22 protein-coding genes are annotated in these 24,978 nt (G+C 48.2%); 12 read left to right on the top strand and 10 right to left on the bottom strand.

What is annotated here, in order from left to right:
* Positions 1-31: 31 nt before the first annotated feature.
* The 4 genes from P6574_RS15115 (at position 32) to P6574_RS15130 (ending at position 4,048) form a co-directional block, all read left to right on the top strand.
* The gene (locus P6574_RS15115) at positions 32-1,819 is read left to right on the top strand and encodes a monovalent cation:proton antiporter-2 (CPA2) family protein (protein ID WP_310621097.1); all 1,788 of its coding nucleotides are present in this window, start codon (positions 32-34) and stop codon (positions 1,817-1,819) included.
* A gap of 100 nt (positions 1,820-1,919) precedes the next feature.
* Positions 1,920-2,327, top strand: a complete 408-nt coding sequence (locus P6574_RS15120) for a MerR family transcriptional regulator (RefSeq protein WP_310621098.1) — start codon at positions 1,920-1,922, stop codon at positions 2,325-2,327.
* Between the two features lie 18 nt (positions 2,328-2,345).
* Positions 2,346-3,734 (top strand): MATE family efflux transporter, encoded by a 1,389-nt coding sequence (locus P6574_RS15125; RefSeq protein WP_310621099.1) that lies wholly within the window; start codon positions 2,346-2,348, stop codon positions 3,732-3,734.
* 92 nt (positions 3,735-3,826) lie between these two features.
* Positions 3,827-4,048: a DUF2093 domain-containing protein gene (locus tag P6574_RS15130; protein ID WP_310621100.1), complete on the top strand. Its 222-nt coding sequence runs from the start codon at positions 3,827-3,829 to the stop codon at positions 4,046-4,048.
* Between the two features lie 43 nt (positions 4,049-4,091).
* Here P6574_RS15130 and lpxK read toward each other — a convergent pair whose 3' ends face one another.
* From lpxK to ubiA, 7 genes are all read right to left on the bottom strand, one after another.
* Positions 4,092-5,177: a tetraacyldisaccharide 4'-kinase gene (lpxK, locus tag P6574_RS15135; RefSeq protein WP_310621101.1), complete on the bottom strand. Its 1,086-nt coding sequence runs from the start codon at positions 5,175-5,177 to the stop codon at positions 4,092-4,094.
* Between the two features lie 41 nt (positions 5,178-5,218).
* Positions 5,219-6,493: a 3-deoxy-D-manno-octulosonic acid transferase gene (locus P6574_RS15140; protein WP_310621102.1), complete on the bottom strand. Its 1,275-nt coding sequence runs from the start codon at positions 6,491-6,493 to the stop codon at positions 5,219-5,221.
* Complete coding sequence (locus P6574_RS15145; protein ID WP_310621103.1) at positions 6,494-7,192, bottom strand: lysophospholipid acyltransferase family protein; 699 nt, start codon at positions 7,190-7,192, stop codon at positions 6,494-6,496.
* A gap of 61 nt (positions 7,193-7,253) precedes the next feature.
* Positions 7,254-7,490 (bottom strand): DUF4170 domain-containing protein, encoded by a 237-nt coding sequence (locus P6574_RS15150; protein WP_310621104.1) that lies wholly within the window; start codon positions 7,488-7,490, stop codon positions 7,254-7,256.
* Positions 7,491-7,542: 52 nt separating this feature from the next.
* Entirely contained in the window at positions 7,543-8,331 is a 789-nt protein-coding gene (locus P6574_RS15155; RefSeq protein WP_310621105.1) for a 3'(2'),5'-bisphosphate nucleotidase CysQ, read from the bottom strand.
* Complete coding sequence (locus P6574_RS15160) at positions 8,318-9,661, bottom strand: TldD/PmbA family protein (RefSeq protein WP_310621106.1); 1,344 nt, start codon at positions 9,659-9,661, stop codon at positions 8,318-8,320. Before P6574_RS15160 ends, P6574_RS15155 begins: the two co-directional genes overlap by 14 nt.
* A gap of 345 nt (positions 9,662-10,006) precedes the next feature.
* Positions 10,007-10,975, bottom strand: a complete 969-nt coding sequence (gene ubiA / locus P6574_RS15165) for a 4-hydroxybenzoate octaprenyltransferase (protein WP_310621107.1) — start codon at positions 10,973-10,975, stop codon at positions 10,007-10,009.
* 279 nt (positions 10,976-11,254) lie between these two features.
* Between ubiA and purD the strand changes: the two genes are divergently transcribed.
* The 5 genes from purD (at position 11,255) to P6574_RS15190 (ending at position 17,140) form a co-directional block, all read left to right on the top strand.
* A complete protein-coding gene (purD, locus tag P6574_RS15170; RefSeq protein WP_310621108.1) occupies positions 11,255-12,532 on the top strand; it encodes a phosphoribosylamine--glycine ligase in 1,278 nt (425 codons plus the stop codon).
* A gap of 355 nt (positions 12,533-12,887) precedes the next feature.
* Positions 12,888-13,742, top strand: a complete 855-nt coding sequence (locus P6574_RS15175; protein WP_310621109.1) for a patatin-like phospholipase family protein — start codon at positions 12,888-12,890, stop codon at positions 13,740-13,742.
* Between the two features lie 49 nt (positions 13,743-13,791).
* Positions 13,792-14,538, top strand: coding sequence for a formate dehydrogenase accessory sulfurtransferase FdhD (locus P6574_RS15180; protein WP_310621110.1), 747 nt, complete (start codon positions 13,792-13,794; stop codon positions 14,536-14,538).
* 53 nt (positions 14,539-14,591) lie between these two features.
* Positions 14,592-16,886 (top strand): FdhF/YdeP family oxidoreductase, encoded by a 2,295-nt coding sequence (locus P6574_RS15185; RefSeq protein ID WP_310621111.1) that lies wholly within the window; start codon positions 14,592-14,594, stop codon positions 16,884-16,886.
* Entirely contained in the window at positions 16,883-17,140 is a 258-nt protein-coding gene (locus tag P6574_RS15190; RefSeq protein WP_310621112.1) for a hypothetical protein, read from the top strand. The genes P6574_RS15185 and P6574_RS15190 overlap by 4 nt, the downstream gene beginning before the upstream one ends.
* A gap of 48 nt (positions 17,141-17,188) precedes the next feature.
* On the opposite strand, the gene sbmA is transcribed toward P6574_RS15190, so the two are convergent.
* Together sbmA and P6574_RS15200 are read right to left on the bottom strand one after the other, a co-directional pair.
* Positions 17,189-18,199 carry a peptide antibiotic transporter SbmA gene (gene sbmA, locus P6574_RS15195; protein WP_310621113.1) on the bottom strand — a complete coding sequence of 337 codons (1,011 nt, stop codon included), beginning with the start codon at positions 18,197-18,199 and terminating at the stop codon, positions 17,189-17,191.
* A gap of 166 nt (positions 18,200-18,365) precedes the next feature.
* Positions 18,366-18,827: a nucleoside deaminase gene (locus P6574_RS15200; RefSeq protein WP_310621114.1), complete on the bottom strand. Its 462-nt coding sequence runs from the start codon at positions 18,825-18,827 to the stop codon at positions 18,366-18,368.
* 253 nt (positions 18,828-19,080) lie between these two features.
* Between P6574_RS15200 and P6574_RS15205 the strand changes: the two genes are divergently transcribed.
* From P6574_RS15205 to P6574_RS15215, 3 genes are all read left to right on the top strand, one after another.
* On the top strand, positions 19,081-20,640 hold the full coding sequence (locus tag P6574_RS15205) for a pseudouridine synthase (RefSeq protein ID WP_310621115.1): 1,560 nt from the start codon (positions 19,081-19,083) through the stop codon (positions 20,638-20,640).
* On the top strand, positions 20,637-21,194 hold the full coding sequence (gene rsmD / locus P6574_RS15210) for a 16S rRNA (guanine(966)-N(2))-methyltransferase RsmD (RefSeq protein WP_310621116.1): 558 nt from the start codon (positions 20,637-20,639) through the stop codon (positions 21,192-21,194). Before P6574_RS15205 ends, rsmD begins: the two co-directional genes overlap by 4 nt.
* A gap of 527 nt (positions 21,195-21,721) precedes the next feature.
* Complete coding sequence (locus tag P6574_RS15215; RefSeq protein ID WP_310621117.1) at positions 21,722-22,993, top strand: porin; 1,272 nt, start codon at positions 21,722-21,724, stop codon at positions 22,991-22,993.
* A gap of 70 nt (positions 22,994-23,063) precedes the next feature.
* Here the strand turns inward: P6574_RS15215 and mutL are convergent, their stop codons facing one another.
* Positions 23,064-24,959 carry a DNA mismatch repair endonuclease MutL gene (gene mutL, locus P6574_RS15220; RefSeq protein ID WP_310621118.1) on the bottom strand — a complete coding sequence of 632 codons (1,896 nt, stop codon included), beginning with the start codon at positions 24,957-24,959 and terminating at the stop codon, positions 23,064-23,066.
* Positions 24,960-24,978: the final 19 nt, after the last annotated feature.

Here is a 24,978-nt window from a genome sequence, read left to right on the forward strand (position 1 = left end):
AGCATCCTTTTTCACCTCAGCAGGAGTTTTGATGGCCGCTGCACAAATTCCACCTTTCTTTGCAGAGACAATAACTTTTCTCTCAGCAACTGTGGTCATGGTACCTATAGCGAAACGCTTAGGCCTCGGTTCAATTGTAGGCTACTTGGCGGCAGGTGTTGTTTTAGGACCATTTGGCCTGAACTTTGTCAGCAAGTCAGAGGAGATTTTGGGCTTTGCAGAGCTCGGCGTCGTCCTTCTATTATTTGTGATCGGCCTTGAGCTGGACCCCCAGCGTCTTTGGAAGATGCGCCGTGATATTTTTGGCTTGGGCTCCTTGCAAGTTGTAATGAGTGGTATTTTGCTCCTGTTCGCTGGATTACTCTTCTCACTCCCTCTCAATGTTGCCATTGTCGCGGGCTTCGGACTTGCATTGTCATCCACGGCATTTGCCCTGCAGATTCTTCAGGAACGTGGCCACCTGGGGAGCCCCTATGGTCAACGGGCCTTTGGTATACTTTTATTGCAAGACATTGCCATTGTTCCCCTTCTAGCCTTGGTGAGTATTCTCGCTCCAAATTCAGATGCAAAGACCTTTTGGGAGGTCACTTCTGAAATAGGAATGGTCTTGGCGGCAGTGGGGGCCGTTATTGTTGTAGGTCGATATTTCATTTCTCCTCTTTTTCATTTTTTGGCGGCCACTGGCGCTCGGGAAGTTATGTTAGCCGCAGCCCTATTGGTTGCACTTGGCAGCGCTGGACTTATGCAACTTGTTGGGCTGTCCATGGCTCTAGGAGCCTTCCTGTCAGGCGTCATGCTCGCTGAATCCTCCTTCAGGCATACACTCGAAGCAGATATTGACCCTTTCCGCTCCCTTCTTATGGGGCTATTTTTTATAGCAGTCGGTATGGCCCTAAGGTTCGATCTGATCGTTGATCACTGGCAAGTTATAGCTCTTTGTGTACTTGGTCTTATGCTGGCAAAAGGAGCCATTCTCTGGTCACTTTCCCGAATTTTCGGATCTTCAAATTCCGATGCCCTTCGCATAGCCGTAACCCTCCCGCAAGGTGGAGAATTTGCCTTTGTGCTCTTCACAGCAGCACTGGCCGTAGGATTACTGTCTCCTGAAGTTGCCAACATCCTAACAGCTACTGTTATCTTAAGCATGCTGCTAACCCCTTTGGCCGGTGTTGGGCTCGAGTTGGTGGCAACACGAATGAAAGAAGCGGGAACCTCTTCGGAAAAAATCGAAAGTTTTGAGGATGCAGCCCCCCGTGTGCTTATCGTTGGTTTCGGGCGCTTTGGCATGATGGTAGCGCAGATGCTCACCTCAGAAGGCATCAGTGTTACTGCTCTTGAGAACCGACCAGACCGAATTGAATATGCAAAAAAGCTTGGCTACAAAATTTACTATGGCGATGCTACACGTGCTGACGTTCTAAAAGCAGCGGGCGGAGAAAAGGCCACCTTGATAGCCTTATGTATTGAGAATGACGCAGTTATGCGTAGTGCTGTTCCGCAGATCCGTAGTGTATTTCCAAAAGCGGCCCTCTTTTGCCGCGCCACAGATCGTGCTCACGCTATTGATCTGCGAAGATTGGGTGTCGACTTCCAAATTAGAGAAACCTTTGAATCCAGTGTAGTGTTTGGAAGAACAGCACTCGAATACCTCGGACTGCCCGCAGATCGCATTGAACGCATCGAGGCAGATGTTAGACTAAGGGATGAGGAGCGCCTCGAGATGCAACTCAAAGGTGATTTTCTATCGGGAGCCGAGAAGCTTCATCAACAAACTCCGCGCGAGACCAAGCAGGTAAAAAAGGACAAAACGGCATCCTAATTGCTTCATGAAATGACCGTATGTCCTGACCCAGCTTGAAACAGATGAAATAAACCACATATAACAGGCGCTAGAAACCAGAGCTCTAGGAAAGATTGTAATGGCAGGTGAATATTCCATTGGCGACCTAGCAAAAGCCACGGGAACAAAAGTTCAGACGATCCGCTACTACGAAGAACGCGGTATTTTGAGCGCGCCTCCCCGTACAAATGGGGGACAACGCCGCTATAGTCTTCTTCACCTCAAACAGCTTTCCTTTATTCGTCAAGGAAGGGGCATGGGGTTTTCTCTTGATATGGTATCAGATCTACTACGTCTGAGTGCTCAGCCTAATGCCTTTTGTCAGGAAGCAGATACCATTGCTACAGAGCACTTGAAAAACATAGAAAGCCAAATAGAACGCCTGATACTTTTGAGGGATGAGTTAAAACATGTGCTGAAGCAATCCTGTGAAGGCACCGTTGATCACTGCCGAGTTCTTGAAACACTCTCCGGCGACCCATTGTAAACAATCGCTGGAATAGTAATGAGTAGTACTTCGTCCCCTAATCAGGCAAAATTCACAACCGGCTCCACCATGCGTCATGTGCTGGTTATGACTTCGACCGGTTCAATTGGCCTCATAGCCATCTTTCTAGTCGACTTTGCCAATCTTTTTTACATCTCCCACCTCGGGGTAAGCGAGCTTGCAGCCGCAATCGGCTATGCTGGCACACTTATGTTTTTCAATACCGCAATTGGCGTCGGTCTTTCTATCGCTGCCAGTGCAACTGTCTCCAGAAAGATAGGGGCTGGCGATAAACAAAGAGCTGGCGAAATGGCCGCGCTGGCAATCGGTACGTCATTCATCATTCCTGCGCTGTTTATAGCGGCAGTCTATCCCTTTTTAGGGTCGCTCCTCTCAGCTCTTGGAGCGAAGGGGACAGCCTACTCATTTGCGCTTTCTTTTTTGCAGATAGCCATACCGTCCATGCCGTTTTTGTGTGTTGGTATGACCATGTCTGCACTCCTAAGGTCTGTGGGGGATGCAAAGTGGGCTATGACTTTAACTTTATCAGCTGGCGTAATCACTGCGTTACTAGATCCACTCTTCATCTTTTGGATGGATCTAGGAACAGATGGCGCTGCAATTGTGTCAGCAATAGCGCGGGTTGGAATGGCCTTGATCGGGGCATATGCATGTTTCCATGTTCATAAACTGATCCGTATGCCCAATCTAAGCAATATAGCGTCCGACCTGAAGGCACTCTCTTATGTGGCCGTACCCGCAATTTTGACCAATATTTCAACGCCTATCGGAAATGCGTGGGTCACCTCTGAGATTGCTCAGTTCGGGGATGAATCTGTCGCAGGCTGGGCAGTCGTCGGGCGCATTATTCCCGTAGCTTTTGGCGCTCTATTTGCTCTTTCTGGCGCTGTTGGTCCTATTCTTGGTCAAAATCTCGGGGCAAAACTCCATTTACGTCTCAAGCATATTATGCGCGACTCTATCGTATTCGTAGGAATTTATTCGTTCACCGCCTGGGGACTTTTATTCCTGCTCAAAGAGCCAATCGCAACCTTGTTCAATGCTGAGGGAGAAAGCCGCGCGTTAATTTTGTTTTTCTGCTCTTTTGCGGCTGCCGGTTTTGTGTTCAACGGTGCCTTATTTGTAACAAATGCGGCTTTTAACAACCTCGGATATCCATTGTATTCAACTGGATTTAACTGGGCACGTGCCACTATTGGCACCATACCATTTACGGTTATTGGGGGAATGTACTTTGGAGCCAATGGAGTTCTTGCCGGGCAGGCAATTGGCGGTATACTGTTTGGCGTTGGTGCTTTATGGCTCTGTATTAGAACCCTGAACAAATTGGTTAAGGCCCAAGAGGGGCAAACCATTAGTTTCAAGGCATCAGAAATCGCTCAGTAAATTTAGTATGCACAAGCAACAATAAAATATCTGGCTATCTAACAAGTAGCTGGCTATGACCGATAGGACATCGGATAACTGGAAAACGAATAATGAACCGTTTCGATAACTCTCAACTGCCCAAGGAAGCGAAGATCCTCTATCTGGATGCAGACTTTCAAATTGAAAAGCCTGGAACTTTTGTGCGCTGTGCAGTCACAGGCCAAACCATCCCCATCGACGAGCTGAAGTACTGGAGCGTATCACGTCAAGAGGCCTACGTTGATTCAGAGGCCGCCTTCAAACGTTTCCTAGAGTGCGACAATCAGCCTTAGGTTGCTGCAGTAAGAGCGCGCTCCTTATGTTATTTTTTATGACTTAAGATGGTTTTCTGTGCAATTGGACGCTGGGGGCATTCTCAATGTTGCGCCATTTTTTTGTTGCAGCAAGTGTGTCCCCTGTGGGCAGTAACCCTACAACTGTATCAACAAGCGCGGCATGCTCCTTGATCATCATTGAGACTTCCAAGACAGAAGTTTTGTGCGCCAATTCTCGAAGAGTTTCATTATTACTGCCTTTAAAACGAACATAATCCTTGGCAGTCGTAACCGGTAGTAGGTTACTCGTGCTGGCTTTTGCGAGAATGTGTTCTGCATCTTCTGGAGAAAATCGGTGATGGTCCGGAAATTCGATTGTCTCCACAACTTCCGCATTGCAAGATTTCAAAGATTCGAAAAATTTCATGGGGCGGCCAATGCCTGCAAATGCAAGAACCCTTTCCCCTTCAAGGCTATCTGCAAACCCCGGCTCAATTTGAGCATGGAAGACTGGGGGATTAAACGGCTTGCAGCTGGTATTGAGAACCAGCTCGGCATCCCCCTCTCCCACGAGTACAATTCCTTTTGCATCAGGAATTTGTTTTTGAAGAGGTGCCCGCAGTGGCCCAGCTGGGAGACATTTTCCGTTCCCGATACCGATAACTGAATCCACAAGAACGAAAGAGTAATCCTTGTATAGGGATGGGTTTTGAAATCCGTCATCCATTAAAATAACTTGAACCTCGCCAAGTCTTTCAATGAATTTAGCACCCGCGACACGGTCTGCGCTTACAACACATGGACCTGTACGGGCCAAAAGAAGGGCTTCGTCCCCCACGTGCTCGGCCCTGTGAACGCGCGGGTCGACAAGAATTGGCCCCTGAAGCATCCCCCCGTAACCACGCAGCAGGAAAGCTGGCTTCACGCCCCGTTTTGACAGGGCATCAAACAAAGCAATCGAAAAAGGCGTTTTCCCTGAACCGCCTACAGTGAAATTACCTGAGCAAACAACCGGAAGAGTAGAATGATAACGAGGAGAGCGTTTCATCGAAAGTGCAGAAACACTCCCATACACAGCTCCAAGGGGCGACAGCACTGCTGATTGCCAACTTCCTTTTGTCTTCCACCAGAATGCAGGTGCTTTCATTGCAGTTTCCTTGGTTCACTATCCCAAAACACTATAGGGCTCTATTTGTTATTTTCTGGCAAAAATTGTTTCAAGGCGTCTTCTGTTCGAGCTAATGCTCCACTCCCCTCAAGGACAAGCTGCTGCGCTTTATCGGAGTACGCCTTTGCCATTGCCGCATCCCCAAGGAATTCTTGCACACTTTTCGTAAGCGAGTGTTTATCTGAAATCATTACGACAGCACCAGAACGCTCAAAAGCTTTATAAACCGCTTCATTATTGGCGACTTGTTTACCGCTGATAATGGCACAGCCGAGTTGTGCAGGTTCGAGCAGGTTATGCCCACCGACAGGGACAAGAGATCCCCCCATAAAAACGATATGAACCAGTTTAAAGAATATACCTAGCTCCCCAAGGCTGTCTGCCAAATATACGTCACTACCACTTTCAACAGTCTCGTTGCGGGAGCGTTGAGCAACTCGCAAACCGGCGGCCTCCAGCTCTTCGCGAATTAGAAGTCCGCGAGCCGGATGGCGTGGGACGATGATTGTGAGGAGGTCAGGGTAACTGGCTTTTAAGGCACAGTGAACGCTGGCCACTTCCATCTCTTCGCCTGGATGAGTACTGGCAGCGAGCCAAACAGGCCGCCCCTTTATCATACATTCCAGTTCTGCAAGCTTGGATTTATCAACCTTCAAGCTTGCTCCGTCAAACTTGATATTTCCGGCGGCATGGACTTGCCGAATACCGAGAGCCTTAAAACGAGCGCCATCTTGTGGGGATTGCGCTAGAACAAGCTTGGCGGCCTTAAACACAGACGATGCCAACGGCTTTAGAAACAACCAACTCTTGAACGACTTTTCAGAAATTCGGCCATTGATAATGGCAAGCGGTATATGCCTCTTCTCGAGTTCAATAAATGTTGTTGGCCAGATTTCGGATTCAACTGTAACTGCCAGCTCAGGTTTCCAATAATCCAGAAATCTTTGAACAATCCTAGGAGTGTCATAGGGAACGAATTGATGAATAAGTCCTTCCACATTAGCGGAAGCAACAGTTTCAGCCGAGGTAAGTGTTCCTGTGGTCAAAAGGACATTGTAGTGCTTTTTTAATAGTGAGGAGGCGAGAGGCAAAATCGCCATTGTTTCGCCAACGCTTGCGGCGTGAATCCAAATCAGGAAGCCATCAGGGCGAGAATGCGAAGCAATACCAAACCTCTCCCCTTGACGAGAAGGGTCTTCCTTGCCACGTTTGGCACGCCGTTTGTAAATGGTAGAGAGGACGGGGCCAGCGACTGCCCCCAATCCTCTATAGAGCGAGAGTAAGAGGGATGACATCTAGTTGGACCGATCCTTTGCCATACTATAGGCCTTATCAGTCACCGCGTTCATAGCATCCTCAATAATCCGTTGGTATTCAGGTACTTGTTCATCAGGTAGATCTGACGGAATCTGGATTTCATCCCCCACTGCCATACACATCTTGCTAAATGGTAGATTCAGACTAGCTTTATCCCAGCTATTAAAGTCGTAGTGACGACTTGTTGCAATTGCAACAGGAAGTATAGGCGTTCCCGAATGCTTTGCCACAAGAACCATACCCCGACCAACCTTGCGAGCAGGTCCTTTAGGTACATCTGCGGTCATCGAAAAGCTATGCCCTTCACGCATACACTTTATCGCTTCAATGAAACCCCGCATTCCACCGCGTTTTGCAATCTGACCGGGACGCTGAGCACCTGATCCGCGAATAACGCCCATTCCCAACTTGGAGGCTGCAATTGCATTGATTTCACCGTCTGCACTTTTGGATATCATCACTTTAACCACCCAGTGTTTTGGGCGGGCAAAAGGTACCAAGAAGTGTTGACCATGCCAAAGACAAATTATGTAGGGCGGCTTGTTGCGCTTTAGTTCATAAAAGTCAGGTGGGTCCACATGGAATGTACTGGTCCTGCGAACGAAACGCAGATACCATGCCATCAAGTTTCCAAGAGCGCTCACAACCAAAGGATGGCGGCCCAGTTTTTTCAGCATTAATACAATCTCTCAATACTAGAAATCGGGCACATTAAAGCCACCATAATTCAAATAGAGTCTACGCTTTTTGCGGGTCCAGAAGACGGTGCATATGTACAATAAAATAGCGCATATGTGCGTTATCTACAGTTCCTTGCGCTTTTGCTTTCCAGGCTGCATGGGCAGTTTCGTAGTCTGGAAAAATACCAACAACATCCAACTTACCCAAGTCGCGGAAAGTTACATCCGTTGGGTCGGTCAGTTCACCACCAAATACGAGATGAAGTAATTGTTTAGAGCTTTCCTGCTGACCCATTGTTCTTCTCCTATATATTATTTTTATAAATCGAGAGAAGAGCTTTATACCTTCAATTCTTCTCAACGATTCCTTGAAGCTTTTTAACCAGTCTGTCAGAAGATGCTATAAGGGCCGGCTGTTTTATGGCAGATTTGTTGTAGAGAAGTTGAGAACCATCACCACTTACCACTCGCCCACCAGATTCTTGAAGAATGACATCTGCTGCCGCCAGATCCCAATCTTGTGCTTTTGACCTTGTTACGCTCGCTTCTAGCTCTCCAGCTGCAACCATGACTATTCTATAGGCCAGAGAACGTAAGTAGGGCTGTTTGGAAAGCTCCAGCCCCTTTACACTATCTCTATTGAAAAATGAGCCGGGCGCAACCACTCGAGCTCCACGCGTCTCTTCTTTTTGCGAGACTGAAGTGGGCTCACCATTCAAAGTTGCTCCCCTACCCTGAATAGCTACAAACAACTGCTCACGCATTGGGCAATAAATAACCCCCACAACTGGACGACCGTCCTGAACAACAGCTAAAGACAAGCACCATTCTGTCCCCCCCTCCAAAAAGGCGCGGGTACCATCGATGGGATCCACAACAAAGGTTCTGTTACACTTCAGGCGCTCTGTGTTATCTTCCGTTTCTTCCGATAACCAGCCATAATCGGGACGAGCCCCCATGAGGGTTTCACGTAGAAAGTTATCAACTTCCACGTCTGCCACGGATACAGGAGAGGCGTCTTCCTTCTGCCAGCTCCGTGGCTTCGAACCAAAATGTGCTTTTGCTTTTTCACCACCTTCAAGAGCCGCAGCTATCAAGATTTCGACGTCCAGCTTATTGATATCAGCTTCCGGCAATCGTTAGTCCTTCAATGAGAAGAGAGGGAGTGGCAACTGCATAACGGTCATCCAAGTCATTTGCTGGCGTAATGTTAAGGAACATGTCCTTCATATTTCCAGCAATGGTAATTTCGCTAACCGGGTAAGCCACTTCACCATCTTCAATCCAAAAGCCTGAGGCTCCTCTTGAGTAGTCCCCAGTTATGCCATTTGCACCATGTCCGATCAAGCTGGTCACAAGCAACCCTCGGCCCATGTCTTTAAGCAGGTTCGCAAAACTCACTTGACCGCCATGCAGTGTCAGATTTGTGGAACCGGGCGAAGTGCCGGACCCGGCACGCCGTGCGCGTCCGTTCGTCTCCAATCCAAGCTCCCGGGCCGCAGCGCTGTCAAGAAGCCAGTGGTTCAAAACACCATCAGAAATCAACTCCAGATAGTCAGCACCGATCCCCTCTGCATCAAAAGGCATAGTAGCTCCACCTCTGGGCTTAAAAGGATCATCTGAAATCTTGATGCCTTCTGCGAAAACTTTCTTTCCCATGTACTCTTTCAGAAAGCTTGTTCCGCGCGCAATACCTGCACCATTGATGGCACCAGCAAAGTGTCCAAGGATTGAACGAGCAGCACGCGGCTCATAAATAATTGGAGCTTTACATGTTTCAATCTGACGGGGATTTTGAGAGCGAACAGCTCTTTCTCCAGCATTTTTCCCCACTTCTTCGGGTAGCATTAACTCATCCCAATATGTGCGAGAATCGAAATCATACTCCCGCTCCATACAGGTCCCCTCGCCAGCGATAGCTGTTACAGAGTAACCTGAACGAGAGCGAGAATACTCGCCGACAAAACCGTGACTTGTAGCAAGCACCATTCCAGAGCGCCCCCAACTGGCACCAGCGCCGCCAGATTTAGACACGCCTTCCACGGATAGAGCCGCGTCTTCTGCCTTAAGTGCGAGCTCTTTCAACTCCTTGGACGAGACTGCACGTTCATCCAGCAAATCCAAACTGGGAATTTCTTTGAGGAGCTTATCTTGCTCTCCAAGTCCCGCATATGGGTCCTCGGGAGTAACTTTCGCCATGGCTACGGCCCGCTGTGCCATCTCCTCAATATCATCGAAAGAGTTCGTTGAGATACTTGCAACTTGCTTTCCTATAAACGCCCGCAGCGTAAAGTCCTCCCCCTCGGACCGGTCAGTATCTTCTACTTTTCCTTCTCTCACAGAAACGGAAAGAGAGGTGCCAGTCACAGCCACAGCATCAGCAGCATCTGCACCAGCTTTCATAGCTGCCTCCACTAGCCGCAGTGCCCGTTCTTCCAACAATGACGTATGCTTGGCGTCGCTCATCTTCTTTTCGTCTCCTCAACTTGGCTAGGATGGGTTTAGGGTAGCTTACCTTTTTGAGCAACCCTGTCTCCCCCTCACCTTTCTATTTCCCTGATAAACTACGGAACCGAGAGCTTAACAGAATTTCTCTAACGGCAGGAAATTCATAGGACCATTCTATCATCTGGCTAACTAACTGTGAAACAAGAAACTTATTGACACTTGGAAAGCCCAATTCGACCACTTGGAAATCTCGATCCAATTATTAAGCGGATCACGGGATCCATAGTGAATGGAATTGACCTAATCTCCTCAAGCCCAGCAGTTATTCTCACTGGGCCCCTCCAGCTCTCCCGAAGCGCCTATTTAAATTACATAGGCCCAAACAGCATCTGCGAGCAGGCCAAGAAACAAGACCCATCCCAATTGGTTGTTAGATTTAAAGAGCTTCAGGCATTTTTCTCTATCTGCGACATCCAAAGTCCTTATCTGGGTGAATAGATGGGCTCCCACGATGAGAATTCCCGCATACGCTGGCCCCTGCCCCCCTGCCATAACCAAGGCTAGAAGGAATAAAAGCAAGGCAGTTCCGTAAAAACAGGAAAGAGCAATTACCGGATGCTTCTCAAACAACCGCGCAGTCGACTTTACACCTATAAGGGCATCATCCTCGATATCTTGAAAGGCGTAGATGGTGTCATAGCCTATTGTCCAGAATATCCCAGCAGAATACAGCAGTATCGGTACAAGACTCAAACTTCCAAACATAGCGGACCATCCAACAAGTGCCCCCCAATTGAACGCCAAGCCAAGGACAAATTGCGGCCAATTGGTAATCCGTTTCATAAATGGATAGGCAGCAACGATCAAAAGAGAACTGAAGCCCAAAAGGATCGTATAATTGTTAAACTGCAGCAAAACCACAAGCCCAACAAAAGCCTGTACCAGCATAAAAATTTTAGCTTGAAACGGAGTGACTTGACCACTTGGAATCGGACGGGACCGAGTTCTCTCTACTTTCCCATCGATGTCCCGGTCCACGAGATCATTATAGGTGCAGCCTGCCCCGCGCATGGCAACAGCGCCAATTAAAAAGAGAACCATGTACCAAAGATTAGGATAGAGTGCCCCATCTGCCACCGTCGCTAAAGCTAGAGACCACCAGCACGGCCACAATAAAAGCCACCACCCTATTGGTCGGTCCCAGCGGGCAAGACGAGCATAAGGCCTGAGAAATTTTGGGAGCTTGGTATCTACCCAATGATCTTCAACGGCATCAGCCACTGGACCAGTATCTTGCGTTTTAAACATTTTGTCTGCCCAACCCTCGGCCATAGTCACGATAGATTTCTTTAGGGTCTTCTTTTCACTCCCACTCACGAGCAGTCAAGCGACCATTCCCATCACCAACGTATTTTATATACTCAATACCCGAATACTCTTCTATTTAACTCAGTATTTAGGGCTACTGCAGAATCCTAGACTTGTTGCCATACCCCCGCAATTTTCACTCGACTTTGTTTACCACCCCACTCCTTTCCTATATGAGGCAAAGCATACGTGACGGCCTCTTTTTCCAAGGGTGCCTCCCTCTAAGACCTAGGGTAAACCACAATGAACGTATTACTGATCGGATCAGGTGGACGCGAGCATGCTCTAGCTTGGTCCTTTTCAAAGTCTCCCGCGCTTTCAAAGCTTTATATTGCTCCCGGCAATGCAGGCATGAATATGTTGGCCGAGTGTATCGACCTAGATACAACGGATCACGATGCGGTAATTCAATTTTGCAAGCTGAAAGCCGTCTCCTTTGTAGTTGTAGGCCCGGAAGCTCCTCTAGTTGATGGTTTAGTTGATTCGCTCAGCAAGGCAGACATCAAAGCTTTTGGCCCAACAGCTGCTGCAGCGCAGCTTGAAGGTTCGAAAGCATTTACCAAGCAGATGTGCCAGCGTGCAGGTGTCCCAACAGCGAAATACGGTCACTTTTCAACTCAAGAAGACGCCAAACAGTATATCAGACAGGTTGGCGTACCCATTGTTATTAAAGCAGATGGTTTAGCTGCCGGAAAAGGCGTCTTCATTGCCATGGATATGGAACAAGCAATGGCGGCTGTTGAACAGTGTTTTGATGGTGCTTTTGGGGAGGCTGGCGCAGAAGTTGTTATTGAAGAGTTTCTGGAAGGGGAAGAAGCAAGCTTCTTCGTTCTGTCAGATGGCGAAAATATTCTCCCTCTAGCAACCGCTCAAGACCACAAGAGAGCCTATGATGGCGATCAAGGCCCCAATACTGGTGGAATGGGAGCTTACTCACCTGCACCAGTTATGACCACATCTTTAACTCAGCAAGTTATTGATGAGATTATTAAACCGACAATCTCTGACATGAAGGCACAGGGCATGCCATTCAAAGGTGTCCTCTACGCGGGCCTAATGATCACCAGTGAGGGACCAAAACTCATTGAGTATAATGTTCGCTTTGGAGACCCTGAATGTCAGGTACTGATGATGCGCCTTAAAAGTGACCTGCTCCCCTTACTCCTTGCAAGTACAGAAGAGACGCTGAATGAAGTTGAGGCTGAATGGTATAGTGAGCCCGCAATAACCGTTGTTATGGCTGCAAAGGGATACCCGGGCACCTATGAAAAAGGTACCAAGATTTCTGGATTGGATACTGTTATAGGCGACGAAGCCACGCAGGTCTTCCATGCAGGAACCAAGAGTAATGGGGGGCACTTACTCTCGAATGGGGGGCGTGTCCTTAATATTACCAGTAGAGGGAAGACCGTCACGCAAGCTCGGGATCTGGCTTATAAGGCAATTGACCAAATCAATTGGCCAGAGGGATTTTACAGAAAAGATATCGCATGGCGTGCCATTGAACGCGAACAAGCCTAAAAAAATGGGCCCCAGTACAAAACAGGGGCCCATACTTCTAAAAATCTATCGTACCATCAATACACTCAAGCACGTACCTATAAAAATTTACAAAATACCCACGGAGCCTTTGGAAATCAGCGCCACGCTGATCGTAATCTCTGACCAGCAACTAGATAGTTGCTTTTTACGATGTACAGCGCAATTCTCTAGATTTACCGGTTTGAATTTTATTTGTGTAATTATCTCTCTATCTTATTCATTTCATTGCACAACTGTACTAGCAAAACCGCCCCCACCTGTTGCGCTTGCTAAACACTAGGGGATTAGACACACTAGGGGATATTTAAAGTGTTTCGCTCGAAGGAAAACAAGGATGGCTTCTATCAGAGTCGGCGTCGCTCTCGGCGGTGGAGGAGCGCGCGGCATCTCACATATCCCAGTACTTGAAGCAATAGATGAACTTGGCATTACTCCCTACGCCATTACAGGAACATCTATCGGCTCTTTAGTTGGTGCTGGGTATGCGAGTGGCCTATCGGGAGCTGAGTTAAAAGATTATTTTATGAAAACACTGGGTGAGCGCAATGTAGTCCTCAATCGCCTGTGGCAGCTACGCCCAAGAAATTTCTCCGAGCTTCTCTCAACACCAAGGCTTGTACAATTTAATACAGAGCGGATCTTAAAAGTTTTCGCAGTCCCAATACGAGAAAAAACATTCGAGGATCTGCAAATTCCCTTCTTTGTTATTGCAACTGATTTTTATAATGCCAGCGAGTATGTACTTTCAAAAGGGCCTCTTCTGCCAGCGGTGGCCGGTAGCATTGCAATTCCATTTATTTTCAAACCTGTCCAACTCAATAATAGGATCCTTATAGATGGCGGCGCGGTTAATCCGCTTCCATTTGATCGACTTCCTGAAGAGTGCAATATTTGTGTTGCTGTTGATGTTATAGGGGGACCGACACCCAGACTTGAGAAAACCATGCCTAGTGCAACAGAGGCCGCATTCGGGGGCCTCCAAATTCTCCTGCAAACAGCAAGTCAAGAAAAACTCAAACTACGTCAACCCGACTTAATTGTTCGCCCTAGAGTCAATAATTTTCAAGTAATTGATTTCTTGAAGGTAAAAGAAATACTGGAAACAACTGCCCCCATTAAGGAAGTCGTTAAAAGGCAACTGGGCGCACTCATCGAATTGCGTTTGAAAAATGCTTCAGGTCCGGCTTGAGCAACCTTTCGAGACTATTGAGAGGTTTAAACATGCAAGGAAGTGGCAGTTGGCAGAAATAACCCCGAAGAATCCAGATAGCTTTCCACCAGAAGCAGCAATTGCAATAACACTAAATGGAGAAGGGTTTGCCACTTTGATGGCCTCCCCATTTAACCTAGGTGACCTTGCTGCTGGTTTTGCTGTCAGCGAAGCTATTGTCCCGAACATGTCCAAAATTGAGCGCATATCAGACCCCCGGAAAATGGAACTCGGATATACGGTTGATCTCCAAATCCCTGAGGAATACTTCTATTCAGCTCTTCAGCGCCAACGCCGACTTGCGGGATCTGTTGGCTGCGGGTTATGCGGGGTTGATTCCTTGTCTGCTGCTCGGCGGGACATCCCGCGTCTCCAACCATCCCCTCCTCCCAGTGAAGTAGAAATTGCACAGCTGATGAATACTCTTAGCCAACAGCAAACACTCAATCGACGATATGGGGGCGGTTTACATGGGGCAGCATTGGCATTGGAAACAGGTGAAGTCGTTGTTCGTGAGGATATCGGACGGCACAATGCTTTTGACAAGGCAATCGGGGCAACCACAACAAAGGGTACACCTATTTCTTACGTGGCCTTAACGAGCCGGTGCAGCGCAGATCTGGTTCAAAAGGCAGCGACCTGCCATATTCCAACCCTAGTATTTATGGCGAGCCCCAGTGATCTGGCTGTAAGGCTGGCAAAAGAAAGTAATATTAACTTACTTTCAAGCCAGCGAGGCCACAGAGTTGTTTGCATTCATCACTCTGGTAATTGAGAGCTGCAGCATAGCATTTCCGGTATTGTAGCAAGGCTACATGGAGGCAACATATGAACGAGAATATTCGCCTGAAACACTACAAGCGGCCTGCTGGGGGATGGGGCGCCGTAAAAGGCAGTGCCAAAGTTCTATGGCGAAACACCGATGTTGTGACTGGTATAAAAACTATGCTGAATGCCAACCAGCCTGATGGGTTCGATTGCCCCGGCTGCGCTTGGGGGGACCCTCTTCATGGCTCTTCATTCGAGTTTTGTGAAAATGGTGTCAAAGCCGTGGCATGGGAGGCAACTTCTAAAAGAGCCACACCTGCCTTATTCGAGTTTAATACAATTAAGCAACTCCTTGAGTATTCGGATTTTGAGCTGGAAGATACCGGCCGCCTAACTACGCCTCTCAGATACAACCCTAAGCTGGATAAGTACCAACCCGTGAGCTGGGCAAACGCGTTTCAAGATATTGCTCAGGAACTTGACCTTCTAGCCTCGCCAGATGAGGCTTTGTTTTACACCTCCGGCCGCGCCAGCAATGAAGCTGCATTCCTCTACCAGCTTTTTGGTAGAATGTATGGCACCAACAACTTCCCTGATTGCTCCAATATGTGCCATGAAGCAAGCGGAGTTGGTTTAAGCGCTTCTATAGGCGTGGGCAAAGGAACGGTTCAGCTTGAAGACTTTGAGCATGCCAGTGCTATTTTTGTCCTTGGGCAAAACCCCGGAACCAACCATCCACGTATGCTCTCGGAGCTGCGCTCCGCAGCTAAACGCGGTGCAAAAATTGTCAGCTTTAATCCTCTAAAAGAAAGAGGCTTGGAGCGTTTCACTGACCCGCAAAACAAGTCGGAAATGCTGACAGGAACATTCACCAAAATTTCAACGCATTACTACCACCCGAGATTAGGCGGTGATATGGCTGTCCTTCGTGGTATGGCAAAGGCCATTCTTGCATGGGATAATGAGCGAATCCTCTCGGTAGGAACTGTTGATCGTCAATTTATAGAAGAACACACCAGTAACTTCGAAGAGTTTGAGGCCGCGGTGGAGGAGACGCCTTGGAAGGCGATTGAAGAGCAGTCAGGCCTGACAAGGCAACACATTGAAAAAGCTGCACTTTTGTACCTGCAATCCGACAGGACCATTATCACTTGGGCGATGGGCATTACCCAACATGAGCACTCAGTGGACATGGTCCGGGAAATCGCCAACCTCCTTCTTCTGCGTGGAAACATCGGTAAAAAAGGTGCTGGAGCTTGCCCCGTACGGGGCCATTCCAACGTACAAGGCGATAGAACCGTCGGAATTAACGAGGCTCCCAGTGAAGACTTTCTGGATCAACTGGAAAGAGTTTTTGGCTTTGCACCACCGCGCTCCCATGGAGCAAATACAGTAAAAGCCATTGAGCTTATGCGTGACGAGAAAGCGAAAATTTTTATCGCACTGGGAGGAAACTTCGCGCGCGCAACACCAGACACGGAAGTGGTCGAAGACGCATTAAAAAACTGCCGCTTAACAGTCAACATCGCCACGAAACTCAATAGAACCCACCTGATGACAGGCAAGAAGTCTTATATTCTCCCGTGTTTGGGGCGAACTGAATTTGATATTCAAGAATCAGGCCCTCAAGTTGTCAGTGTGGAAGATTCCATGTCGATGGTTCACTCTTCTGGTGGTATCAACCAACCCGCCTCCCCCGATCTTAAATCCGAACCTGCTATTGTTGCGGGAATCGCGAAGGCAACACTTGGCAGCGAACTTTTAGACTGGGATAGTTTGATTGCGGATTATGATCACATTCGCGACCTCATTGAAAAAACTATTCCAGGGTTCCAGCAATACAATAAAAGGGTTCGTCAGCCTCGGGGCTTTCATCTTGTCAACTCTGCCGCCAACAGGCGCTGGAATACAGAAGATGGAAGAGCACACTTTTCAAATACTCCCCTGCCAGAACAAACGACTTTCCAGAAAGCAGCCGCATCTACAGATCTGTGCTTCACCCTCCAAACCTTACGCTCCCACGACCAGTACAACACAACCGTTTATGGACATGATGATCGGTATAGAGGCGTATCTGGTGGACGCCGTATTCTGTTCATCTGCCGAAAAGACATGAAAAAATTGCAGCTGGAAAAAGGCGATCTGGTTGATTTAAGAACGGTCAGTGAAGATGATCGCGAGCGGGTTGCCAAAGGCTTTACTGTGGCCCCCTACAAAATTCCAGAGGGCTGCGTTGCCTCCTATTACCCGGAGACCAACGTCCTGGTTCCCTTATACTCCAAGGGCAAAGGCTCGGACACCCCCACATCCAAAGCGATTCCGATCACCATTTCCCGCTCGAGTTTGGCCCAATGAATACAGATGACTCATTGGCGGAACTGAGACTTCAATACCCCGAAAAAGATGAGCTTGAACTTATTATATTGGCAGGGTTAAGAGCCGGTCTAGGAGGAGACACCCGTCAAATCGCCAAAGAGTTGGAAGTGGAACATTCTTTGGTTATCAGAGCCTGCCAAAATCTGGCTCTAGAGGAAGAGGCCCTCCTGCAAAAAATTGAAGGGCGCTCCGTTAGGTATAACGTTTGCGCCCCTAAAAAAAATCGGAAATGAATTAGAGTGTAAACTGGCTTTGCTTACACTCCACCAGCTAAATCAAAATTACTCGGCAGGAACCGTCAGGTCACCCTGAGATTTACGAGCGTGTTGAATGCTTTGCTCAAAAGAGCGCAAGCGCTTGTAGACCGACATCAACTCCACAATAGTCGACCAAGAATTAACGAGAAACTGGAATGAGCTTTCAACACGGCCAAAAGCCATAATGATCCGCTGCATAACACCAAGTGTTATCACTCCCGCTAGAACCGATGGAAGTACGGCAATGAGGGGAATGAGAGAACTAAACATTATGTAGGACCAACGTGCTATGCCGAAATAAGAGTAGTGAAGGTAAAGGCGAAAGTAATTCACCCTTACAGCTCCAAATAGCTCCTGAACTGCAGGCGGCCCGGCTCTTTCCGCACTGTCCTCCCCGAGGACTAGCTCTTTTCTGTAGGCAGCTTCAACTTTCTGATTCTGAAACTCCAAACCAGGTAACTTAATTCCAACGATAGCAAGTAAGACCGTACCGCAAGCAGCCGACAGCAGGGCAATATACACTAATGCATGATCCATTTTTCCTAGAATTGGCAACTCCGTAATGTTTTCGGAAAGCGCCCAAAGAATGGGTAGAAATGCGATGAGCGTCATTATTGATCGCATAAAGGAAACACCCAGCCCTTCCATTATTCGAGCAAAGCGCATGGTGTCTTCCTGTACTCGTTGGGAGGCTCCTTCGATATGGCGAACGAGGTGCCAGTGTTCCATGTAGTAATTATTCATGGCTTGCCGCCAACGAAATACAAAGTGCTGGACATAAAATTCAAGCATTACCGCAATAACAATATAAAGCGCCGCGATTTTCGCAAATACCCAAACTTCAGAAAAGAAGTCTTCCAGTTTCAGTGTACCTGGCTCTGTGAAAGCCTTCTGTACCATGTTGTAGAAATTTCCATTCCACTCATTGATATCGACATCCAACTGAACCTTGTACCACGTCACCCCGAGTATCAGGATAGAGCCCAACAGTGACCAGTGCAGCCACTTGGGATTTCCAAAAAATGATCTAAACATTCGCCCGTCCTATTTTATATGCAGACTTTGCCCGTCAGCCAAAGCCCCACCTGCTTATTCAAGCCCAATCAAATTCACACAGGAGAGCGCCCAATACTGTATGCCAAGAAAGTGCCATCTACTATTTAATATCCCTAGTTAGGGTTTCCAGCTATCCCGCGGCAGGTCAAGAGCGCCTTTCCAAAAAAAAGTCTTTTAAAATATCTGCGCAGTCCTCTTCTGCGTGCCCTTGATACACATCAGGTTTATGGTGACAAGTTGAAGAGCTGTAAAAGCGCACACCGTGGTCAACAGCCCCTCCTTTGGCATCCCCGGCCCCGTAAAACAACTTCCTGATCCGGGCAAAGGAAATAGCTGCCGCACACATGGGGCATGGTTCCAGAGTTACATAGAGGTCGCAATCCTCCAACCTTTGAGAGCCGATAACCGTTCCCGCACTTCGGATGGCCAGAACTTCCGCATGGGCGGTCGGATCATTCATCTCGATCGTGCGGTTCCCATCTGCTGCGATAACCACCCCATCTTTTACAACAACGCAGCCTATTGGCACCTCTCCACGTTCCTGCGCAAGTCGGGCTTGCTCCAAAGCTTTATCCATAAAGCCAGAGTTGATAGTGGGTCTAAACATATTCTCTCTTGCAAATTGAGTGATCCCCACCCTGTTTAACAGCCCACAAATTCCACTCCTATAGAAAATTTAGTTTTTTACCTTTCCCGACAAAGAGTGATTGCCAAACGCCAAGACTCTGTTAGAAGACCACCCATTGACTTTAGTAAAGAACGAGACCGAAGTTCCTCCCCAAAACCAGAGAGCGGCCATATCAACCCGTAAGCTCAGGATGGAATAACGACGGCATTACCTCTGAGAAGCAGGCAAGCACATGAACAAGAAGCCCACAGACAAACCCAACCACCGTGGCTTTAAAAACCATAGAAAATCCAGTCCATCTTCCAAACCCGCTCCCGGAAAAAACGAGGAAACTGCCGTTGTTTCTGGTGAACGCGTTGCAAAGGCAATTGCACGTGCAGGTCTTTGCTCTCGCAGAGAGGCTGAAAGCTGGATTGAAGCAGGCCGCGTTAGCGTGAACGGCAATGTACTAACAACCCCGGCTATCACAGTTACAGCCAAGGACAAGGTCGTTGTTGATGGCACTCCTTTGCCACAAAAAGAACGCACACGACTATGGCTCTTCCACAAGCCCAAGGGAACAGTTACCACCAATAATGACCCTGAAGGCCGTAAGACAGTCTTTTCTGTTCTTCCCTCTGACCTTCCTCGCGTTGTGACGGTGGGACGACTGGACATTAATACCGAAGGTCTTCTTCTACTTACCAACGATGGCGGACTATCGCGGATCATCGAGCTGCCCTCAACAGGCTGGCTCCGCCGTTACCGCGTACGTGCCTTTGGTAAAGTCACTCAAGAGCAATTGGATACCCTTAAAGACGGCGTTGCCATTGATGGTGTCCTGTATGGTGGCATTGAAGCAACACTTGATTCCGAACGCGGTGAGAATGTTTGGCTGACTATTGGACTGCGTGAAGGCAAGAACCGAGAAGTTAAGCGCGTCCTTGAGCATTTGGGACTGGCAGTGAACCGCCTGATCCGCATTTCGTTCGGCCCATTCCAACTTGCAGACCTTGGCGATGGCGAAACCCGCGAAATCCGGGGGCGTATCCTGCGGGATCAGCTTGGCGAAAAAATTATCAAGGACGCCGCACTGGATTTTGATGCACCAATTCTCCATCAGGCAGCTCCTGAAGTTAAACCCCAGAAGAAAGACCGGAAACGCAAAACCGGTGGCACAGGCGCTGGCTGGATGAGCGCAAAAGATGCCGCTGCAGCTCTTTCTGGAAATAACAAAGGCAAGTTTTCGAAAGAAACCAAATTCCGCAACAGAGACGAGCGCAAACCTTCATCTCATCACAGCAAAACAGAACGTTCACAAGACTCTGAGAACTCACGAAGTAGTGACCGCTCAGACCGCGCACCTTGGGCGGCACGCGATTCCCGTAGAGACGGCAATCCTTTTGGTGAACGCAAGCAGTTCTCCGACAAAAAGCGCTCTTTCTCAAAAGAGGGTAACGACCGGCGCAACAGATATGATTCCAATGAACGGGGCCAGAATCAAAAGCCTCGGCGCATCCTTGGCAGTGATGGACGAATTGAGGAATATCGCAGCCCAGCTCATGATATAGATGAACGGCCCCAGCGCGATGACCGCCAAGAAACCGGGCACCGTCCCAAGCATGTATGGCGTTCAGGCTCGGAAAAGCCAACGAAGACAAGAGACGACCGGCAACAAAGTACCCCAAGAAGAGAACAAGCGACGAGCGGCAAGCGTACAGACGCAAGAAAACCTTCTCATAGAACCAAAGATGGCTTTAAAGGGGCTAAAGGACCAAAACAAAACCGCTTTAAAGGAAAAAGAGAAAATTGAGGATCGTAGGGGGTAAATTCAAAGGCACTGCACTTGCCACGCCGAAAACACAGGCAACACGCCCTACGACAGACAGAATGCGCGAGACCATATTCAATATTCTTGCCCATTCCTATGATAACCCTATGAACGACGCTCGCGTGCTGGATCTTTTTGCCGGCACAGGGGCACTTGGGTTAGAAGCTATGAGCCGTGGTGGACGATACTGCACGTTTGTAGAAGAAGCTGTTGAAGCCAGAGGTCTTATAAGGCGAAATATTGAATCTACTGGGCTGATGGGGGCAACCCGCATCTTGCGGCGCGATGCTACGAATTTAGGGCAAACAGGAACAATTGAACCATTTGATCTTGTGTTTCTTGACCCGCCCTACCTTCAAGGCTTAGGAGAAAAAGCTCTTCATGCGGCGGCATCTGGTGGTTGGCTGCAAAACAACGCCATATGCGTGTGGGAAGAATCAACAAAGGCCAGTACTTCAATCCCTGACAGTTTCGAACTCATTGAGCAAAGAACTACAGGTGAAAGTCTGATCTCAGTTTTAAAGTACCTGCGCTGATATAACTATTGGTGAAATCTAGACACCACTCATAAAAGGAGTGGTGTTTTATCAGCTATTGAACTCCGACAGTTCAATAGCTGAGTTTAGGCATATTTTTACTTAGCTTTCGCTGAAACTAACCTGCTCCCCCTTCCAAACGTAACACTTTCCCTTCACTTCAAACTCAAACTTATAGATTCGCGCCAAATGATAGCCCTACACATATGGCAATTAATGGACCATTAGGGCACAATAATAATCCATTAAAACTTACAGATCACCAATAATATATAGTTGTTATTTTTACTTATACTTATAAAAATTAGTTGTATTATAGATACACAACACGAAACCAACTATTTTAGTATATTTTATTTCGATCAAATAAGTTGATTATCAAGTCACATAGTGCAATCAATTGCTGCAGGGAATTCGCGTACATGAATATTACCTAGTATCCCAAGGTTATACTTACTTAACTCTTGGTAACTTTACTAATATCTATGAAGTAGGGGCGAGTATCTCCCCAATTCAGGAGTCGGACTATGCGCAAACTAATGACCAGCGCGGCAGCGCTTATTTTGAGTGCCTCTCCGGTTTTTGCAGCTGATCTACCTGTTGCACCGGAACCTGTCGAATACGTCCAAATCTGTGACGCATACGGGGCAGGATACTATTTTATACCCGGAACAGATACCTGCTTACGGATCAGAGGAAGGATCCGCGCAGAGTATCGGTGGAATGATTTTGGTGACGGACCAAATGCATGGAGTGAGCGATACAGAAACTCAACCTCAACACGTGCTCGTGGATATCTCAGGATGGATTCCAGAACACAAACTGAGTTCGGATTATTGCGAACTTACATGGACTTGTATGCCACAGTCGACACACCAGGCTTCGATTCATTTTCTTCACAGAACTTAGACAATGAACCTGTAGGTTCATTCAATGATATCGAAACAATCATGACGCTTGACAAAGCCTTCATCCAGTTTGGCGGCATGACGATTGGTTTGGCTCAATCATTCTACGACTTCTGGACAGGCTATGCATATGGCGCCATCACCACGGTTGCATATTCTGATAGAAACACCTGGCTCGGGGGTTACACCTTTGACTTCGGCAACGGTTTCTCTTGGTCAATCTCCGCTGAGGACCGTACATATAGGCAGCAGGATTATTATTACGGAGAATACCTAGATGAAAGGTTTAGAGACGTAGAAGGGTATGCTGGGCAAAGATGGCCAAACTTCGTAACCAATTTCCGCGTGGACCAAGGTTGGGGTAGCGCGCAGTTTATGGCCGCAATACAAGAAGTCCGCCCGCTAGAAGCTGCCGCGGATGGGAAAGTAGGATACGCTATTGGTGCAGGCGTAGAATTCAACCTCGGCTTCTTGGGTAATAGCCAGTTCGCCCTACAAGGGTCATTCGGTCAGGGTGCTCTAGGTTACATTAACAGTGACTGGGGCGAAGTTGTGCACGATGCCAGCACTGTCTACGGCGACGTAAAATCAGGTGACGGCGTAGCAACTGGCTGGTCCATTGCTGGAGGTATTTATACTGAGTGGACACCTGAGTGGAACAGCGCACTACAGGCATCCTATTCGGAAGCAGATCAATATCGACTTCCAGACCATGACCAATGGGACGTAGTCGGAAAAATTGGCTGGACACCTGTTCATGGCTTCGAAATTGGCTCTGAAATCGCATACAGAAGCTTACATTTCAGCGATGCATATTTGGATGGCGTAAACGAAGCGCCTAGAGATCGTGACTTAGTCTCAATCCTAATCCGTGTTCAAAGGGACTTCTGAGGCCACAACTTGGAACCCGTCAGCCGCACTCATTAACTTGAGCGCGGCTGAAAACTGTAATTATATTCTCTTATGTTCGCCCAAATAGGCGTTCTATATCTGCAAGTTTCAACTCAATCCACGTAGGACGGCCATGATTACACTGCCCAGACAGCGGTGTTTTTTCCATATCGCGCAGCAAAGCATCCATCTCTTCCGGGCGCATTCTTCTTCCTGATCGTATGGAACCATGACATGCAATCGTTGCTGCAACCAAGTCCAACTTCTCTCTAATACGAGATGACGAATCCCACTCAATAAAGTCATCAGCCAGATCCTGAATAAGACCCTTAGCATCGACTTTCTTTAGCATTGCTGGCGTTTCCCGAACAATAACCGCCCCGGGTCCGAACGCCTCGACAACCAACCCGACTTCAGCGAGCTCACTCGCCCTCTCCACCACCGCAACCGCCTCTTCTTCTGGCAACTCAACCACCTCTGGAATAAGCAGTAGTTGGCGCGCTACCTCATTTTTTGCCAGCTGCTCTTTCAAACGCTCATAAACCAAGCGCTCATGTGCAGCATGCTGGTCAACGATAACCAAACCATCTGTCGTCTGGGAGACAATATAGGTTTCATGAATTTGAGCCCTTGCAGCCCCCAAAGGATTTGACTGGCGCTCCTCCAACTGATCTGAAACGATATGCGCCCGCGCATCGGCTGAAGGCTGAAGAAAAGGAGTTGGCGCACCTCCCTGCGACTCCGCTTCATTGGGCATGATGAATTCGGCCTGCCGCTCTGCAAAACCTCCTCCTTCCCCCAAGAGATCCTCCGCGGGTCTAAACTGAGATTCTTGCCAGCTGTAATTTTGTGGAGCAGTCCGGTTGTCCGTGTAAGTTGGCGCAGCACCTGAATATTGACGCATATTTGCAGGCCCGCCGCCCGCCCTCATAGCATTAACTGTCGATTGCGTATTCGAAGTAGAGGCGCGATAGCCGGAAACCACAAAGGCGTGACGTAGCGCCCCAATCAACAACCCACGCACAAGCTGCCCATCGCGAAATCGCACATCAGCTTTTGCCGGATGAACGTTAACGTCCACATGATGCGGGTCGAGTTCGATATTTAAAACTGCGACCGGATAACGGTCTCGCGCCAAAACATCGGAATAAGCCCCCTTGAGAGCACCAATCAGCAACTTGTCTCGAACGGGGCGACCATTAACAAAGAAAAACTGGTTCTGAGAATTGGCGCGATGAAAGGTCGGAAGACCTGCAAAACCTGAAAGTTGAACCCCCTCCCTTTCCGCATCAATCTCAAGCGCATTCTCTTTGAAGTCAGCTCCCAATATTTGCACAATACGTGCCAGATGTGCCTGCTCACCTTGACAGGCGGAGTATTCCAAAGTCCGCCTGTCACTTCCAGACAGCGTGAAACGAATGTGAGGATTTGCTAGGGCAACGCGCTTGACAACATCGGTAATAGCATTCGCCTCGGCCCTATCAGATTTTAAAAACTTCAAACGGGCGGGAACAGCAAAGAACAAATCTCGCACCTCAACCCGGCTACCACCATTGAATGAAGCAGGTTCCGGTTCTCCCGTAACGCCACCTTCAATCAGGATTTTCCAAGCATTCCCTTCACTTTGGTGCGCAGTTGTAATTTGCAGACGGGCAATTGAACCAATGGAGGGCAGTGCCTCTCCACGAAACCCCATTGTACGAATATCCATGAGGTCGTCTTCCGGCAACTTGGAAGTGCAGTGCCTGCGAACTGCAAGAGCCAGATCATCACGCGTCATCCCTGAACCATTATCAGTAACACGCATAAGCGTCTTTCCACCGGCAGCCGTCACAACCTCTATTCGGGTAGCGCCCGCATCCACTGCATTTTCAACAAGTTCCTTAATAACACTTGCGGGCCTTTCAATAACCTCACCGGCGGCAATTTTGTTGATAACAGTATCACTGAGTTGTTTAACTGGCATTTTGCCTCCACTATGCTTG

It is taken from the genome of Pseudovibrio sp. M1P-2-3, assembly GCF_031501865.1.
In the GTDB taxonomy this organism is placed as follows: domain Bacteria; phylum Pseudomonadota; class Alphaproteobacteria; order Rhizobiales; family Stappiaceae; genus Pseudovibrio; species Pseudovibrio corallicola.

Bases quoted from the DNA above. Each gene is read 5' to 3' on its own strand.
- P6574_RS15215 (WP_310621117.1), top strand. From the start codon at position 21,722: ATGCGCAAACTAATGACCAGCGCGGCAGCGCTTATTTTGAGTGCCTCT.
- P6574_RS15185 (WP_310621111.1), top strand. From the start codon at position 14,592: ATGAACGAGAATATTCGCCTGAAACACTACAAGCGGCCTGCTGGGGGA.
- mutL (WP_310621118.1), bottom strand. From the start codon at position 24,959: ATGCCAGTTAAACAACTCAGTGATACTGTTATCAACAAAATTGCCGCC.
- ubiA (WP_310621107.1), bottom strand. From the start codon at position 10,975: ATGGCCGAGGGTTGGGCAGACAAAATGTTTAAAACGCAAGATACTGGT.
- sbmA (WP_310621113.1), bottom strand. From the start codon at position 18,199: ATGTTTAGATCATTTTTTGGAAATCCCAAGTGGCTGCACTGGTCACTG.
- purD (WP_310621108.1), top strand. From the start codon at position 11,255: ATGAACGTATTACTGATCGGATCAGGTGGACGCGAGCATGCTCTAGCT.
- lpxK (WP_310621101.1), bottom strand. From the start codon at position 5,177: ATGAAAGCACCTGCATTCTGGTGGAAGACAAAAGGAAGTTGGCAATCA.
- P6574_RS15125 (WP_310621099.1), top strand. From the start codon at position 2,346: ATGAGTAGTACTTCGTCCCCTAATCAGGCAAAATTCACAACCGGCTCC.
- P6574_RS15145 (WP_310621103.1), bottom strand. From the start codon at position 7,192: ATGCTGAAAAAACTGGGCCGCCATCCTTTGGTTGTGAGCGCTCTTGGA.
- P6574_RS15205 (WP_310621115.1), top strand. From the start codon at position 19,081: ATGAACAAGAAGCCCACAGACAAACCCAACCACCGTGGCTTTAAAAAC.
- P6574_RS15200 (WP_310621114.1), bottom strand. From the start codon at position 18,827: ATGTTTAGACCCACTATCAACTCTGGCTTTATGGATAAAGCTTTGGAG.
- P6574_RS15160 (WP_310621106.1), bottom strand. From the start codon at position 9,661: ATGAGCGACGCCAAGCATACGTCATTGTTGGAAGAACGGGCACTGCGG.
- P6574_RS15115 (WP_310621097.1), top strand. From the start codon at position 32: ATGGCCGCTGCACAAATTCCACCTTTCTTTGCAGAGACAATAACTTTT.
- P6574_RS15150 (WP_310621104.1), bottom strand. From the start codon at position 7,490: ATGGGTCAGCAGGAAAGCTCTAAACAATTACTTCATCTCGTATTTGGT.
- P6574_RS15140 (WP_310621102.1), bottom strand. From the start codon at position 6,493: ATGTCATCCCTCTTACTCTCGCTCTATAGAGGATTGGGGGCAGTCGCT.
- P6574_RS15120 (WP_310621098.1), top strand. From the start codon at position 1,920: ATGGCAGGTGAATATTCCATTGGCGACCTAGCAAAAGCCACGGGAACA.
- P6574_RS15190 (WP_310621112.1), top strand. From the start codon at position 16,883: ATGAATACAGATGACTCATTGGCGGAACTGAGACTTCAATACCCCGAA.
- P6574_RS15130 (WP_310621100.1), top strand. From the start codon at position 3,827: ATGAACCGTTTCGATAACTCTCAACTGCCCAAGGAAGCGAAGATCCTC.
- P6574_RS15175 (WP_310621109.1), top strand. From the start codon at position 12,888: ATGGCTTCTATCAGAGTCGGCGTCGCTCTCGGCGGTGGAGGAGCGCGC.